Annotated in this window: 22 protein-coding genes and 2 pseudogenes; 12 read left to right on the top strand and 12 right to left on the bottom strand. The window is 32.3% G+C overall.

Annotated features, from left to right (window positions below; genetic code table 11):
- Positions 1-17: 17 nt before the first annotated feature.
- From FGL31_RS09680 to FGL31_RS09655, 8 genes are all read left to right on the top strand, one after another.
- On the top strand, positions 18-1,091 hold the full coding sequence (locus FGL31_RS09680) for a hypothetical protein (protein ID WP_138090988.1): 1,074 nt from the start codon (positions 18-20) through the stop codon (positions 1,089-1,091).
- An 85-nt stretch (positions 1,092-1,176) separates the two neighbouring features.
- Positions 1,177-1,305 carry a hypothetical protein gene (locus tag FGL31_RS27760; RefSeq protein WP_262709271.1) on the top strand — a complete coding sequence of 43 codons (129 nt, stop codon included), beginning with the start codon at positions 1,177-1,179 and terminating at the stop codon, positions 1,303-1,305.
- A complete protein-coding gene (locus tag FGL31_RS09675; RefSeq protein ID WP_232046544.1) occupies positions 1,271-1,387 on the top strand; it encodes a Rho termination factor N-terminal domain-containing protein in 117 nt (38 codons plus the stop codon). The genes FGL31_RS27760 and FGL31_RS09675 overlap by 35 nt, the downstream gene beginning before the upstream one ends.
- On the top strand, positions 1,387-1,638 hold the full coding sequence (locus tag FGL31_RS29820; protein ID WP_394366139.1) for a DNA topoisomerase IB-related protein: 252 nt from the start codon (positions 1,387-1,389) through the stop codon (positions 1,636-1,638). The genes FGL31_RS09675 and FGL31_RS29820 overlap by 1 nt, the downstream gene beginning before the upstream one ends.
- A complete protein-coding gene (locus FGL31_RS09670; RefSeq protein ID WP_138090985.1) occupies positions 1,580-2,419 on the top strand; it encodes a DNA topoisomerase IB in 840 nt (279 codons plus the stop codon). The genes FGL31_RS29820 and FGL31_RS09670 overlap by 59 nt, the downstream gene beginning before the upstream one ends.
- Before the next feature lie 350 nt (positions 2,420-2,769).
- Positions 2,770-2,979 (top strand): ferritin family protein, encoded by a 210-nt coding sequence (locus tag FGL31_RS09665; RefSeq protein WP_138090982.1) that lies wholly within the window; start codon positions 2,770-2,772, stop codon positions 2,977-2,979.
- A gap of 597 nt (positions 2,980-3,576) precedes the next feature.
- On the top strand, positions 3,577-4,044 hold the full coding sequence (locus FGL31_RS09660) for a PAS domain-containing protein (protein ID WP_138090979.1): 468 nt from the start codon (positions 3,577-3,579) through the stop codon (positions 4,042-4,044).
- Between the two features lie 61 nt (positions 4,045-4,105).
- Positions 4,106-4,696, top strand: coding sequence for a sensor histidine kinase (locus FGL31_RS09655; protein ID WP_138090976.1), 591 nt, complete (start codon positions 4,106-4,108; stop codon positions 4,694-4,696).
- Here the strand turns inward: FGL31_RS09655 and FGL31_RS09650 are convergent.
- Positions 4,674-5,306, bottom strand: coding sequence for a DUF421 domain-containing protein (locus FGL31_RS09650; RefSeq protein ID WP_232046542.1), 633 nt, complete (start codon positions 5,304-5,306; stop codon positions 4,674-4,676). The two genes, FGL31_RS09655 and FGL31_RS09650, sit on opposite strands and share 23 nt — an antisense overlap.
- Before the next feature lie 140 nt (positions 5,307-5,446).
- Between FGL31_RS09650 and FGL31_RS09645 the strand changes: the two genes are divergently transcribed.
- On the top strand, positions 5,447-6,337 hold the full coding sequence (locus FGL31_RS09645) for an SDR family oxidoreductase (protein WP_138090970.1): 891 nt from the start codon (positions 5,447-5,449) through the stop codon (positions 6,335-6,337).
- Here FGL31_RS09645 and FGL31_RS09640 read toward each other — a convergent pair.
- Positions 6,330-6,638, bottom strand: a complete 309-nt coding sequence (locus FGL31_RS09640; RefSeq protein ID WP_138090967.1) for a CinA family protein — start codon at positions 6,636-6,638, stop codon at positions 6,330-6,332. The genes FGL31_RS09645 and FGL31_RS09640 overlap by 8 nt on opposite strands.
- A gap of 306 nt (positions 6,639-6,944) precedes the next feature.
- Between FGL31_RS09640 and ku the strand changes: the two are divergent.
- Positions 6,945-7,703, top strand: a pseudogene (ku, locus tag FGL31_RS29815) (non-homologous end joining protein Ku).
- On the opposite strand, the gene ligD (FGL31_RS25240) reads toward ku, so the two are convergent.
- The 9 genes and pseudogenes from ligD (FGL31_RS25240) to FGL31_RS09605 all read right to left on the bottom strand — a co-directional run bounded on the left by ligD (FGL31_RS25240) (position 7,700) and on the right by FGL31_RS09605 (position 11,724).
- Complete coding sequence (gene ligD / locus FGL31_RS25240; protein WP_171017604.1) at positions 7,700-7,867, bottom strand: non-homologous end-joining DNA ligase LigD; 168 nt, start codon at positions 7,865-7,867, stop codon at positions 7,700-7,702. The pseudogene ku and the gene ligD (FGL31_RS25240) sit on opposite strands and share 4 nt — an antisense overlap.
- Positions 7,833-7,934 (bottom strand): hypothetical protein, encoded by a 102-nt coding sequence (locus FGL31_RS29810; RefSeq protein WP_394366138.1) that lies wholly within the window; start codon positions 7,932-7,934, stop codon positions 7,833-7,835. Before FGL31_RS29810 ends, ligD (FGL31_RS25240) begins: the two co-directional genes overlap by 35 nt.
- On the bottom strand, positions 7,915-8,916 hold the full coding sequence (gene ligD / locus FGL31_RS25235; RefSeq protein ID WP_138090964.1) for a non-homologous end-joining DNA ligase LigD: 1,002 nt from the start codon (positions 8,914-8,916) through the stop codon (positions 7,915-7,917). The genes FGL31_RS29810 and ligD (FGL31_RS25235) overlap by 20 nt, the downstream gene beginning before the upstream one ends.
- Positions 8,882-9,533 (bottom strand): annotated as a pseudogene (locus tag FGL31_RS25230) (ATP-dependent DNA ligase). The gene ligD (FGL31_RS25235) and the pseudogene FGL31_RS25230 overlap by 35 nt, the downstream one beginning before the upstream one ends.
- 40 nt (positions 9,534-9,573) lie before the next feature.
- A complete protein-coding gene (locus FGL31_RS25225; protein ID WP_232046540.1) occupies positions 9,574-9,813 on the bottom strand; it encodes a hypothetical protein in 240 nt (79 codons plus the stop codon).
- 7 nt (positions 9,814-9,820) lie between these two features.
- The gene (locus tag FGL31_RS25220; protein WP_232047147.1) at positions 9,821-10,024 is read right to left on the bottom strand and encodes a DNA polymerase ligase N-terminal domain-containing protein; all 204 of its coding nucleotides are present in this window, start codon (positions 10,022-10,024) and stop codon (positions 9,821-9,823) included.
- Positions 10,025-10,201: 177 nt separating this feature from the next.
- Positions 10,202-10,624 carry a LuxR C-terminal-related transcriptional regulator gene (locus FGL31_RS25215; RefSeq protein ID WP_232046538.1) on the bottom strand — a complete coding sequence of 141 codons (423 nt, stop codon included), beginning with the start codon at positions 10,622-10,624 and terminating at the stop codon, positions 10,202-10,204.
- A gap of 51 nt (positions 10,625-10,675) precedes the next feature.
- Positions 10,676-10,879 (bottom strand): response regulator, encoded by a 204-nt coding sequence (locus FGL31_RS25210; protein WP_232046536.1) that lies wholly within the window; start codon positions 10,877-10,879, stop codon positions 10,676-10,678.
- Positions 10,879-11,724, bottom strand: a complete 846-nt coding sequence (locus FGL31_RS09605) for a sensor histidine kinase (RefSeq protein WP_138090955.1) — start codon at positions 11,722-11,724, stop codon at positions 10,879-10,881. The genes FGL31_RS25210 and FGL31_RS09605 overlap by 1 nt, the downstream gene beginning before the upstream one ends.
- 696 nt (positions 11,725-12,420) lie before the next feature.
- On the opposite strand from FGL31_RS09605, the gene FGL31_RS09600 reads away from it, so the two are divergent.
- Positions 12,421-12,915, top strand: coding sequence for an RNA polymerase sigma factor (locus tag FGL31_RS09600; RefSeq protein ID WP_138090952.1), 495 nt, complete (start codon positions 12,421-12,423; stop codon positions 12,913-12,915).
- A gap of 119 nt (positions 12,916-13,034) precedes the next feature.
- On the opposite strand, the gene FGL31_RS09595 is transcribed toward FGL31_RS09600, so the two are convergent.
- Complete coding sequence (locus tag FGL31_RS09595; protein ID WP_099371261.1) at positions 13,035-13,253, bottom strand: hypothetical protein; 219 nt, start codon at positions 13,251-13,253, stop codon at positions 13,035-13,037.
- 305 nt (positions 13,254-13,558) lie between these two features.
- Here FGL31_RS09595 and FGL31_RS09590 point away from each other — a divergent pair, with 305 nt between their 5' ends.
- Positions 13,559-14,506 carry an aldo/keto reductase gene (locus FGL31_RS09590; protein WP_138090949.1) on the top strand — a complete coding sequence of 316 codons (948 nt, stop codon included), beginning with the start codon at positions 13,559-13,561 and terminating at the stop codon, positions 14,504-14,506.

Below are 14,506 nucleotides of genomic sequence, written 5' to 3'. Positions count from 1 at the left end.
TATAAAAAGAAATAAGATTGGATTTAACAGACTATAATAAAATTGTAAAGCATTTTTTTGAAGATGTACCACAGATCAATTTAGGATACATAAAAGGTTTCACAAGCGAAACTGGAATTTACCAACACGCAAAATTCAATATCCCAGACTATCATCATGGATATTGTCTCGACGATAATTCAAGAGCATTATTGTTATTGCTAATGTTTTCAGTAGAGGAAAATAAACCCATAGAGAATGGATTGATCAAAACATATCTATCTTATATCTATTATTCTCAGGAAGAAAACGGGTGGTTCAGGAATTTTATGTCTTATGATTTAAAGTTTTTAGAGTCCATAGGTTCAGAAGACTCTATGGGTCGAACAATATGGACTTTAGGTTATCTAATAGCACACAAACCTTTCTTGAAATATCACCCAATTGCTAAAGAAACCTTCGATAGAATAATTAATCATGTCGTAACCTTTAAGTCAATTCGTGCAGTAGCATATAGTATACTTGGAATATTATATTTCCTGGAAAAATATCCGAATCAAAAATCACAATTGGAGCAGTTGTCTGTTTTAGTAGAATTTTTGGTCAATGAATTTGAATCTGCATCTTCGGATAATTGGCCGTGGTATGAAGGAATATTATCTTATGACAATGCAATTATCCCATTAAGTATACTCAAAGCTGGGAGCTTTCTAAATAATGATGAAGTAAAAGAAATCGGCCTAAAAAGCTCAATTTTCCTCGATCAAATTCTTTTCAGAAATGGTCATTTATCATTGATTGGAAATAATGGCTGGCTTACAAAAGAAAACCAAAACAATACTCAGGGACAACAGCCTATTGAAGTTGCTAGTATCATACTTTGGTATAAGGAGTTGTCAAAACTTAATATTGATGTAAATGCTTCTGAAAAAATAAGACTTTCTTTCGCATGGTTTCTTGGAGTCAATGATCATAACGAATCTTTATTTGATTTAGAAAATATGGCGTGCTTTGATGGACTTGAACCTTATGGTGTCAATAAAAATATGGGCGCAGAAAGTAACATTGCTTTTTGGATGTCATATTTACATGCAAAATCATATTGTAAATAATATTCTTTTTTAAAATCTATATTGAGATTAACCGAACTTTTTTAATTATCAACGTGGTTAATAATATAAACAAAAGGAGATTTCTATGAAAAATGAAGATAAACCAAATTTCCCAATGGATAAGAACGAAGAAATTCAGTCTAGCTCAAAAAAAAGGAAAGAACATCCGGTAGATATGCTTGCAAATAAAAACAAAAACAGAATTACTTGCTGAAGCTCACAGTGCAGGCATCAAAGGAAGGCATAAAATGAGAAAGGACCAATTAATCTTATCCATTAGAAATAATTTAAAATAATGGCAAAACCCTTTACCCTTGATTCTTCACGGAAAATTAAAGGCATTAAATATGTTGACAGTAGCAAAGCTGGTTTTTCGAGATTAAAAAAAGGTAAAGGGTTTTCCTATTTTGATCAGCAAAAGAAGAAAATATCAGACCTGAAAATTATTGAGCGCATAAAATCTCTTGTTATTCCTCCTAACTGGAAAAATGTTTGGATTTGCCCCTACCCATCTGGACCACATCCAGGTTACAGGTGTAGACATTAAGGGAAGAAAGCAATACATCTATCATGAGAACTGGACTAACGTCAGAAATGTTGATAAATTTTCCACTTTGCTACCTTTCGGAAGAAATCTACCCAAACTTAGAAATAAGATTAATAGGGAAATCAAAAGAGATAAATTTGATCTTCAAAAAGTCTCCGCTTTGGCGCTTAAGATTATTGATCTAACCTCCATGCGACCGGGAAATAGTTTTTATCAAAAACAAAATGGTTCTTATGGACTTACCACTCTAGAAAAAAAACACCTCATCCTTGATCAAAGTTCAATTTCTTTCAAATATAAAGGCAAAAAAGGAGTTGAACAGGTAAAAGAACTCAAGAAGAAAAATCTCTCCAAATACCTAGAAGAATTGAAATCAATTCCTGGAAAAAGACTCTTCAAATATTATGACGCTGAAAATAAAATACATAAACTGGATGCCTCTCAACTCAATGCGTTTTTACAAAAATATTTTAAAAATGATATTTCCTGCAAAACTTTCAGAACTTGGAATGCTTGTTATTTAAGTTTGGAATTCTTAATAAAACAGGGTGCAGTTGAATCCGAGAAAGAAAGGGAGAAGATATCCAAAAAATTAGTCGAAAAGGTTGCACATGACTTAGGAAATACCGTTGCTGTAGCTAGAAAAAATTATATTTTACCCAAAATAATATCTGAATATATTAACGGAAACTTAAATGCCTGGATCCATAAGACAGCAAAAAATCCTGTCTCCAAGAATAGGATTCATAAAAAATTATTAAAAATTATTACTGAGGGATAAGTGTATTTCTACTGTTTTCTTATGATAATTATACTTAATTATCATTTTAATTCAACTAAAACATATTGCTGTTAGTTCTAACTACATAAAAACAAAATATTATGGAAAACACAAATAAGCAAATTGACTTAGTCAATGACGCAATCGAAATAAACAATGACCGTATTAAAGGGTATGAAAAAGCAATCGAAATAGCAAAAGATGCTTAATTTAAATGAATTGGTGGTCCTTTTCAATGGTTATATCGATCAATCAAGACAATTCCTAGCGGAATTAAAACCTTTGGTAAATCAAACATCTGAGGAACCAGAAGAAGGAACAAAATTCTCAGGCAAATCTTCAGAATTTGGATGGATATTAAATCTGCTATCTCGCCATCTATTTCAAATGCACTATTGGAGAGCTGTGAAAAAGGTGAAGATGAATTCAAAGAAACCTATAAAAATATATTGAGCGACAGTTTAAATGAATATCCCAGTTTAGTTGATCTCTTACAAGATCAATTATCGCAACAATTGGAAGCACATCAGAAAATTAAAGAGCTTAGGGATCTACAATAAATAAGCTTCAAATAGCCCATTTCCATATGCCAGGCGAGAGGTATCCCAAAACATCTTTTGCCTGGATTCTTAAAACAGTTAAGTAGTTTTAAAAAATATACGGAATTTGAGAAGAAATATACGGTTTTTATCATATCTATATGGTTTTTATCTAATTAAAAATTAAATTTATTGAAGAAACGAAACAATGGATTCAAGCGTTTTAAATATTCTTTTTTTCATAATTATCATTTTAGTAATTGGATTTACTGTTTATGGGATAAGAACGAAAAGAATAAAAAATAAAAAGAAAGAATAAATAATTCGAAAAATATAAAACACTGTAATTCAAATTATATTGGGTAAAATTTAAAGTATATATATAATCTGTAATCGTTTTTTTATAAAACCTTCATTTTCCAAAAATCCCCAAACTATCCGTTTGGGGATATCTTTTTATATGAAAGTTTCTCCTGCTAATTATTGAACAATTAAAATACAGAAAGGATAAAATTATTAACCAATACAATAATATGAACAATAACTATTGATTAAAGTCATTTCCTTTTTTTATCAAAATTATTAATTTTAGAGGCCGGTTAAACACACAAACTATTTATGCCATCTTCTGAAAATATTAAGTTTTTAATAGACATACTCTATCATTCACCCTTAGCAACAGCAATCTATGTTGGTCCTGACATTCGGTTCGCTTTTGTCAATCATGAAATGAGGAAAGTGTTTGGTACCCATGAGAATTACATTGGAAAACCTTTCGGAGAATCCTTTCCAATATTAAAAGAACAGGGGTTTTCAAAAATCCTTGAAAAAGTTTGGAGAACAGGAATTACCTACAAAGCGACAAATTGCCCAGCTAGAATTTTAAATACAGATTTAAATCACAGCCGTTTTTTTGATTTTGAATACAAGGCGCTCCTCAATGAAAATAATGAGACCTATGCAATTCTTCATACAGGAATCGAAGTTACAGAGAGGAATCTTGCCCTTCAAACCATAAAAACTCATGAACAGAATCTATCCCTAAATAATGAATTGGAACTAATTAACTCATACTTTAGCTCATGATGCTAAAAATCCACTCTCCATAGCAAAAATTGGGATCGAAACTATTAAGGCAAATGCGCAAATGAATCAAATCGAAAGAAATAATTGGCTTACAATTATTGATGAAGCAATTTTAAGCCTTAATCAAATTATTGATAAGACAACTCAAATTAGTGAAGCCAAAACTTTTAAAATTTCAAAAGAAACTATTTATATGGATGAAAAAATCCACTTTTGGATTAAAGAGTCAAAACTTATAAATAAAGTTGATAACGTAAAAGTTATTTTTGGCGAACTTCTTCCACTTTATTCTGAAAGAAGTGGTGTATATCAAATATTTGCTAATATAATTGGAAATGCAATTAAATATTCTTCAGTAAATATTAATCCAACATTAACCGTATTCAGCGAAAAACAAAACGATCAAATAGTTTATACAATTGAAGATAATGGCATTGGAATTCCTAAAGATGAAATTGATAAAATCTTTTCAAATCTTCAAAGGGGATCCAACACATTAGATCATCAAGGAAATGGTATAGGTCTTTACATTGTTAAATCAATAATAAATCGATTAGATGGTCGAATTGAAATAGCAAGTAATTTAGGCGAAGGAACTAGAGTGAAAATATATTTTCCGGACTATAAACCTATGGATAAGGAGTATTTATAGCAATTGTCCACCTATCCTTCTTACATTTTGGGCAAACAATATTATGAGGTAAAAATTCCTTTATATTTCCACAAAACATACATGCAAATGGTCCTTTAACATTTTCTGTGGGGGCTATTTCTTTATAGAGATCAGGAAATAATGGAAGGCCATATTTTACATCTTCATTTTTATATTTTAATACACTCATGGTTCCGTCTGTTTCCAAAACAGCCATTCTAACTTGACCTAAATGTTCAATGGAGACATTCCTCAATTCAGAAAAAAACTCCATTTTATTGAAACTACTCGTATTGTTATCCGTTACAGCAAATTCACCATCCCTAACGACCACTAAAGGCTCACCTTCCAATAATTTGTTTACGGTATCAAATCTGGCTACTAACCAAGTGATTAATTTATACAACAAAATAACAGTAAGGAAAACCAAGAGTGCATGGAAAATAGGAATATCATCTTGAAACATAGGGTCGCCTGCAGCTGAACCAAGGCCTAAAATAATAGCAACTTCAAATAACGTCAATTGCCTGACCCCTCTTCTACCAGAAATCCTAAGAATCGCCAATATTAACAAAAACATTATGAGGGTTCTTAATACTATTTCTGTCAATAAACTAGGACTAGCACCATCGAATAATATTTCATATAAACTTTTGTCCATTTCTATTTCTATTTATTATTTAGTTGAACGATTATTCATCGAATTTGTTCTATATGAAGACAAATAGAGTTTCAATTAAATATATTCTTATGAACAACAATAATTCAGAAAACCCAGAAACAAAATATCCTAAACCTCCATTCAAAAAACAACCTCAATCTCCTCCAGGAGAAACGAAATTAATGGATCCCCTGCCGGATCATGGTGAAGAAAGTTATGTTGGGCATAATTTATTGGAAGGAAAGACGGTAATTATAACGGGTGGAGATTCTGGTATTGGAAAAGCAACTGCAATCGCCATGGCACGCGAAGGAGCAAACATCGTCATTGCCTATAAAGATGAAATCGAAAATGAAGATGCTTATGATACTGCCGAATGGGTAAAACAAGCTGGTAGTCAAGTCATTTTATTTAAAGGTGATTTACGTGATGAGTTAAACTGTAAAAAATTAATCGAGGAGACAGTTACTCAATTTGAAAAAATTGATGTACTCATCAATAATGCGGCATATCAAATGACCTACAAAGAAATCGAAGACATCACAGCGGAAGAATGGAACAAAACTTTTGAAGTAAACTTGAGTGCCATGTTTTATTTGGTAAAATATGGTAAAAAATATATTCCAGCTGGTGGAAGCATCATTAACACGACATCAGTTAATGCATATGATCCAAATCCTACGCTGCTACCTTACGCTGCAAGTAAAGCTGCAATTCAAAACTTTACAGCAAGTTTAGCAGAAAAACTTCTCCAAGATGGTACTGGAATTCGCGTAAATGCTGTAGCACCTGGTCCAATATGGACTCCATTAATCCCCAGCACAATTCCTGATCATGACAAATTTGGAGACAATACGCCAATTGGAAGGCCAGGACAACCTGCTGAAATAGCACCAATCTATGTCTTTCTTGCCTCTGATGCAGCATCATACATCTCAGGAGCAACAATTCCAGCAACAGGTGGTAGAATAACTATTTAGAGTCAGCCTTTAATATAGATTCTAACAAGTCTAAACTTGCATTAAAAGATTCAATAAATACCTCAGCAGCATTCCTAGAATTACAATGAATTTTAAGAGATTTTAATACATTCTGAAAAGAGATGCATAGAAATACATCTCCTGCCGAGGTATTGTTGTTATCTTCACAACCTGAGAATGCTTTCCCTGTTACAGCTATGTGTATTTCTGCAGGAATAAGAATTTTCAAACCTTCGAGCATAGACTCAGTTACTTCAATAGATTCGGCTGAATACTGTTTTATCAAAAGAATTTGGAACATTTAAAACATTGATTTTTACATCTTCAGCATAGCAGACGATTGAACCTTGTAAATAATTACCAGCCTCGGTCTGTAAACTCCATATACTTGTAAAAAATCCAGCAGGCATACTTTTCCGCCAAAGAAAGTTTATAGCCTCGATCAGACATGAATTCACCTAACCTATTTAATTTTTCTTCATTGATATTCATAAATCAAAATCCTTCAAATTCATTTATCCTAAAACAACTTATCTGATAAAACGTTTAAAATTTCATTTTACCGAACTATATCTACCATAAATTGTTTTTAGAGAAAAGTTAATTTATGAGAGCAATTTGGACTGGAGCAATAGGATTTGGACTTGTTAATATACCTATAAAAATTTATTCGGCTACACAATCAAGTAGCCTCGACCTAGATATGTTAGATCGTAAAGATCACGCCAACATAAAATATAAAAGAGTAAACGAAAAATACAGGGAAAGAAGTAAGTTGGGATAATATCGTCAAAGGCTATATGTTAAAAGATAAATATGTTGTTCTTGAAGATGCTGACTTTGAAGATGCTATGCCTGAAAAGAATAAAAATGATCAATTTGCAGACTTTCGTAAAACTTCAAGAAGTAGACAGTATATATTTCGACACACCTTATTATCTCGAACCACAAAAATCGGGAGAAAAAGCATATCAATTACTTATGCAAGCCTTGGAAAAAAGCAAAACTGCAGGTTTAGGGACTTTTGTTATGCGAAGTGGTAGAAAATCTTGCAATCATCAAACCATATAATAATATTTTAGTCCTCAATAAAATTAGGTTTGAAGAAGAAATCAGAGATACCGAAGATTTGAAAATTCCTAAATCAAGTAAAATATCTAAAGCAGAAATGGATATGGCATTACAACTTATCAAAGCAAACAGTAAGGAATTTGACATCTCAGCCTTCAAGAATGAATATTCCAAAGAGTTGATGAAAATTATTAATCAAAAAAGCAAAGGAAAACGAGCTACAATCCGTAAAATCAATGTGGAAAATACGAAAGCCTCAGATTTACTGGAAAAACTGAAAGCATCTCTAGCTTAATATTTAGCTAGAGCTTTCTTGATATCTACTTTGCTACTGAATATTTTTTCCCAAGGATCATTGATGGTTGTAACCCTGTCATAGATATTGAATATTGTAAAATCTTGAATAGACAGATCATTATCAACTTCATCCCAAGATATGGGGGTACTGACTGTTGCCATAGGCTTTGGGACGTGCAGAATAAGGTGCTGCAATAGTTTGGCCTTCTTTATTTTGTAAATAATCCAAATATATTAAACCCTTTCTCTTTTTTGGATCCCCTTACCATACTGGTCGTATCAGGATGTTCTTGTTGAACCAACTCTGCAATGAATTGCACAAAGCTCCTTGCAATTTCATAATCATACTTAGCTCCAACATTGATAACAATATGTAAACCCGTAGAGCCTGAAGTTTTTATAAAAGCTTCAACCTCACCTCGATCTAATACCGCCTTTGCTGTATGCGCCACTGCAATTACATCCTCCCACTGTGCACCATTAGGATCTAGATCAAGAACAACAAATTCGGGTTTCTCAGGTTTTTTATAAGTAGACAGCCAAGGATTTATTTCAATTGATCCCAAATTGGCAATATATAATAAACTCGGCAAATCATTGCACAATAAATAGTCAATAGTTTTACCAGTGCTTTCGGAATAAACTTCAGTAGTTTTTAAATAACTTGGTATCTTTGAAGGATCCACATCTTTTTGAAAAAAACTCTGTCCTTCGATACCATTTGGAAAACGGTTCATCGAAATGGGCTTATCCTTCAAATAGGGTAATATAAAATCTCCCATTTTTTCATAATAGGCAAGCAAATCACCTTTGGTGATATTATCATTCGGCCAATAAATCTTATTTAAATTAGTAAGATTAACAGTCTTTTTACCAAACTTCAATTCTTTATCATTTTCCATAGCAAGTGCCTCCTTATCTTCAATTTTAGTGTCTTCAGCAGATTTGTCCTCCCTCAATCCCTTAAATACAGGATGCCTTAAATGCTCATCTCTTGTCCATTCAGAATAATACACATCACATACCAATTCTGGCCTTAACCAAGTGACATTTCTTTCTTTTGCAACATCTTCGCCGCTATCAAATGGTTTTGTTTTTTGAATCAAAGGTGCAAACTCATCATATAATTCTTTTAATGTCTTTTCGTTGAAACCTGTTCCACAGTTACCGATATATTTAAGTTTGCCATTGGACATTAAACCTAAAACCAAAGCTCCAAAATGTGATCTCCCCCCTTCTGGTTTCGTGAAGCCACAAATAATCGCTTCTTGAGTATTTCGTAGTTTTATTTTTAACCAATTTCCATTTCTCTTCCCTTCTTGGTAGGTGCTTTCTTTTTAATTTGGCAATTATCCCTTCCCATTTATTATCCTCAGCAAAACCTAAAACCTTATTTTGATCTTGCTTTAAATTGGGCACAAATTCAATGGACTGAACCTTATATTTTTTTATTAATAACTCTAAAAGTTCCTTCCTTTCTGTTAATGGAAATAAACGTAAATCATTACCATCTAGCTGAATAATATCAAAAACATAATATTTTAGTTTTAAGGTTTTTAGGAATTGGCTCTCCCGATTGTAATAGTTGAAAATAAGATTTTTCATTTTTATCCTCAATTACGATTTCACCATCAAGAATGCAATTGGTTTTGATACTACTTAATTCATTGACTATGGAGGGGAATTTTTTGTTTAATTTATTACCATTCCTAGATATAAGGTCGGCTTCAGTATTCTTTATTTTAGCAATTGCCCTAAACCCATCGAATTTCTTTTCATAGATCCAATCGTCAGAATCAGGGACAGATTGACTCAATTTGGCCAACATAGCATCACCTTCGAGTTCGGTATCTTCATTATTACCTGAACTAGGTGTTTTTACTTTTTTTTTTTGAGGATGATTTTTTGAATTCCTTACCTTCTTTTTTTACAGCATCTGAGACCAATTTTTCTGAGTCATAAGGCTTGTCTGTCGAGTAATCATCTTTATGCTTTATCAATAGCCAATTTTCCGAGCTATCTCCTTGCATTCGAACTAACGCAAAATCTCCTTTTAAAATCTTGCCCTCTAGCCTGAATTTTATGGACCCTTCTTTCCAACTTTTCAAAAACTCCTTATCTGACTTTACCCTCAAGAGGTGAATATTGACCTTCATCAAAAATGGATACAGTACCAGCTCCATAATTTCCCTGAGGTATACTACCTTCAAATGACCCGTAACTTAAAGGGTGATCTTCTACTTGAACTGCTAATCTTTTATCTTTTGGATTCATGGAAGGGCCTTTTGGAACGGCCCAACTCTTTAATGCACCATCAATTTCTAATCTGAAATCATAATGAAGCCTACTGGCATGGTGTCGTTGAACAACAAAAACTATGGGTAGTCTTATTTAAACCTTTACCCTGAGCCTTCGGTTCTGAAGTCTGGGTAAAATCACGTTTTTTATTATATGTTTCTAGATTCGGCATGTCCTTTTTCATGAGAACAAACCGAATCATAGAATAGTTTTATTTAATGAATCAATCCATTCAACACCGCAAATTTGATCAATGCCGGCGTATTTTTTGGATTTTGTTTTATCAATTAAATTTTGACGATGACCTTCAACAGTCCGTTTCGACAAAAATAATTTCTTCGAAATCTCGAGATTGGTATAGCCTTCGCCTAACAATTCCAGCACTTCTAGCTCTCTTGAAGTCAAATCAAGTTCTATGGGTTCAACCTCGAAATTTTTACCCTTCAGCCTTTCAATTCCACTTTGGATAAAAGACATCGTAAGATCTTCGCACAGATATCGTCCTCCCTTAGATACATGCTTGATACTGAAAATAAGTTCATCAGAACCAACATTCTTAACTAAATAACCCTTCGCACCATACTCAAATGCCTTGATGACATGCTGCTCACAATCTAACATTGGTCAGTACAATAACCTTCAACTTAGGAAAACGGTCAGATACTTCTTGAATTAATTGCAAACCATCGATATTATGCATCCCAGATCCGTAATCACGACATCAACTTCAAGACCGGAATTTAAAATCTCCAAAGCTTCCTTACCACTGTTAACATCTGCAACAACATTTAAATCAGATTGAGAGTTCAAAAGAAGTTTGATACCATTTCTAACTACCAAATGATCTTCGGCCAACAGTATTCTTATCTCATTCATTATTTAAAAGGTTTAGTTTTTACTTCCACTTTAGTTTCCTCGTCCAAATTCAAAACTTTTATCTCTCCTTGGTATAAATCAATCCTATTTTTTATGCTTCTCAATCCTGTACCCTTCTTATTATTTATTATAAAATCCTCATTAAATCCAATACCATTATCAATAACCTCTATTTTCAATAACCTTGTGTTTTTTACAATTTTAACTTGAACCTTTGTCGCATCCGAATGTTTCAGGCAATTATTCAACAATTCTTGAATAATGCGATAAATTACCAGCTTTAAATTTTCATCTAATTCCTCAACTTTAGCCGGAATCTTGCTTTTCACTTGGAAATCAGGCAATGATATCCTATTGATCATAAATTGAATTGCAGCTTTCAAACCGAAATCATGAAGAACTGCAGGAACTAAATCCGTTGAAATATGCCTAATTTGCAAAATAGCTTCATTGAGCAATTTTTTGATTGAATGAACCTCTTCATCACAAGTATGATTTTGCTCAAGATGATGTATGTTTAATTTTATAGCATACAGTATCTGTGCAACACTATCATGCAATTGAGTACCAATCCGGTGTCTTTCCTGTTCTTGGGTATCAACAATGGCCTGAAACACCTCCTTTTGCAGTTCAACCCAATGCTCATGCGGATAGAACTCTTTGTCAAACAATAACAAACAGTACTGCTGCTCCTTGAATTGATTGATGTATTTTTTAACAAAGGTTTCAATTTTCAAGTATTTTTTATCTGTATGCTTAAAACCTAATTCAATCAATAAAGGCTTTTTAGAAGTTTGGCGGTTCTCAAAAATCCCACGTAACCTATAGGCATCTTCGGTATTCAAAACTCAAAAATATCTCGACCGACCAGATCACCCCCCTTAAGTCCAAAATATAATCAAAACGACCATTTAACCGCTTTACGTGGAAGTTTTTGTCCAAAACAACAATAGCAAAGGGACCTTCATTGAAGAAAACATCAAAGCATAAAAAATCGCTCTTGTTGATTTCTTCCAAAAGTGTATAACTCCTCTTATAAGGGTTGATTTTAAATAATTTGTTGTTTGAAGCTAGCATGACTAATTAATCCCATCTCCTATTTTTTTAATTAGTGTACCCCTATTTTATGCGTGATTGTTGTATTATACTTCTTTTTGAAAAACATTAAACAAACGACTAGATTCTAGGTTTTTTAAAGAAGCTATTAAAATTAGTTAAAAAATATTGCTCTATCTTCTTTCATGAATATCAATAAACACAATTAAGTATTAAATAATTCAATTCACGTATTTGTCGCAATTCAGCTACAAAATTACCCTGATATATTTATTATAAATTTTAACAAATTATACTTAATTGATAGATATTTTTAAATAAATGATTACTATATCATTAAACACATAATTCACCTATTTGTTACTTTGTGAAAAAAATACCTGTTAAAAGTATTAATACCCGTTTTAATCCAATTCAATAAAATTTCAAAACATACTCATAAACAAGGCGTTATATTTAGACTGTTAACATATAATCGCATAACCATGAAAAATTTAATCAATGCCACAATCGAAAAAAATTCACCTATTTTAAAACGGCTCGCAAATAATTTCACAACAGACCCAAATGAGAAAGATGATCTTGTGCAAGAAACTTTTATTAGATCACTCAAGAGTCTTGAGAAGTTCGTTAATCATCCAAAAATAGTCTCATGGCTCTATGTCATCATGAAAAATGTATATCTTAACAAATATAGAAGGAAAGCTTTACACCGAACTGCTGAAAAAGAGTTAACACTAAATGGCCAAAACAGTAACTCTAGGAATAAAGCCGAATCAAAGTTTATCCTGAATGACATTGAAAATTCTATTAAATCTCTTTCAGAAGAAAACTATACGATTATAAACATGTATTTGGAAGGATTTAAATATCATGAAATAGCAGAATATACCAATATTAAAGAAGGAACAATTAAAACAAGAATACATACCATACGCAAGATATTACGCAAAAAACTTACAGCTTATATGCCTAATTAATAGCAAAATATGGTTATAAAAAAAGTGGTTGTGTCAAGTACAACCACTATGGGAAAGATTTAATTTCTTATCAAGCTTTTCAAAACCTAAATCATAATTGAAAAACCTAATGTTGGCCATTATTCTTCGTACAATTGTTCAGCATTGATCCCTAATGCCGTAATTGATGAAATAATGGAATAACTCGCGATATTAATGCCCTCAACTGACAATAAATATCCATTGATATAGGGAGCAATTTGCCAGTCATTGATATTCGCGATATCATTCATAGCATCTTTAACTCTATTTAATTGATGCAAGGTTACTTTCCCAATTTCAAATTTTAAACTGTCCATGATATGCCTCCTATTTTTATTTTATTATCGAAAATGTTAATTAAATTGTTAATAATTCTGAATTGAAAGGATAAATTATTATCCACCAACCGGCTAGCTCTCAACAAGTTACAAAATTATATCATTTCAAACAAGCAGATTTTTGAAATTATTAGTAGGAAACACTTTTCTCTAAATATTCATTATTTAAAATGAGTTTGCATTAAAGATTTAGCAAATGATCTAAGAAATATAAAACTTATTGACATTGTAAAGACCTGAACTATACACTCCTTTTCTTAAATTTAAAAACAAGCAAATTCACTATGAAAAAAATAACAATCAACAATACAGATTTAGAAATAGCACCGGTTTGTTTTGGTGGAAATGTTTTTGGATGGACCTTGGATGAAAATCAATCATTTGATATACTTGACAAATACATAGACCTTGGATTTAATTTTATTGATACGGCCGATACTTATGTTTGGTGGGTCAATGGAACCGGAGGACAGTCTGAAGAAATTATCGGAAAATGGATCAAATCAAGAAATAGTAGAGATAAAATAATAATTGCCACAAAGGTCGGTTCTGAAACCAAAGAACACGGATTCGATATTAGCAAAAATCATATCCTAAAATCAGCAGATGAATCATTAAAAAGATTGGGTGTAGAACAGATAGACCTATATTATACCCATTTTGATGACAATAGAACACCAATTGAAGAAACACTCGCAGCTTATCAAGAATTAATTGAGGCTGGTAAAATAAAACACATAGCAGCATCTAATCTTACACCTGAAAGATTAATGCAGAGCTTTAATATAGCTGAACAGAATAACCTTCCCAAATATGTTGCTCTACAGCCGCATTATAATTTAATGGAAAGAGAAAACTTCGAATCCAACTATGCTCCACTAGTGAGCCAATTTAACTTAAGCGTATTTCCATACTGGTCGTTGGCATCTGGATTTCTAACTGGAAAATATAGAACCAAAGATGATCTCTCAAAATCACAACGTGGTTGGGCCGCTGAAAAATATCTCAATGAAAAAGGAACAGCGGTTTTAGGTGCATTGGACATCGTTGCCAACAAACATAATACAACCCAAGCTTCAATAGCATTGGCATGGTTGATTAACAATCCATTAATTACTGCACCGATTGCAAGTGCTACAAATGAAAATCAATTGAAAGCAATTGCTGAAGCACCAAATTTAATATTAGACGATGAAGACATCTCTATTTTAAATAATGCCTCTCAATATTAA

It is taken from the genome of Sphingobacterium daejeonense, from assembly GCF_901472535.1.
GTDB classification, from domain to species: domain Bacteria; phylum Bacteroidota; class Bacteroidia; order Sphingobacteriales; family Sphingobacteriaceae; genus Sphingobacterium; species Sphingobacterium daejeonense.
This window is presented reverse-complemented; position numbering and strand designations above follow the sequence as displayed.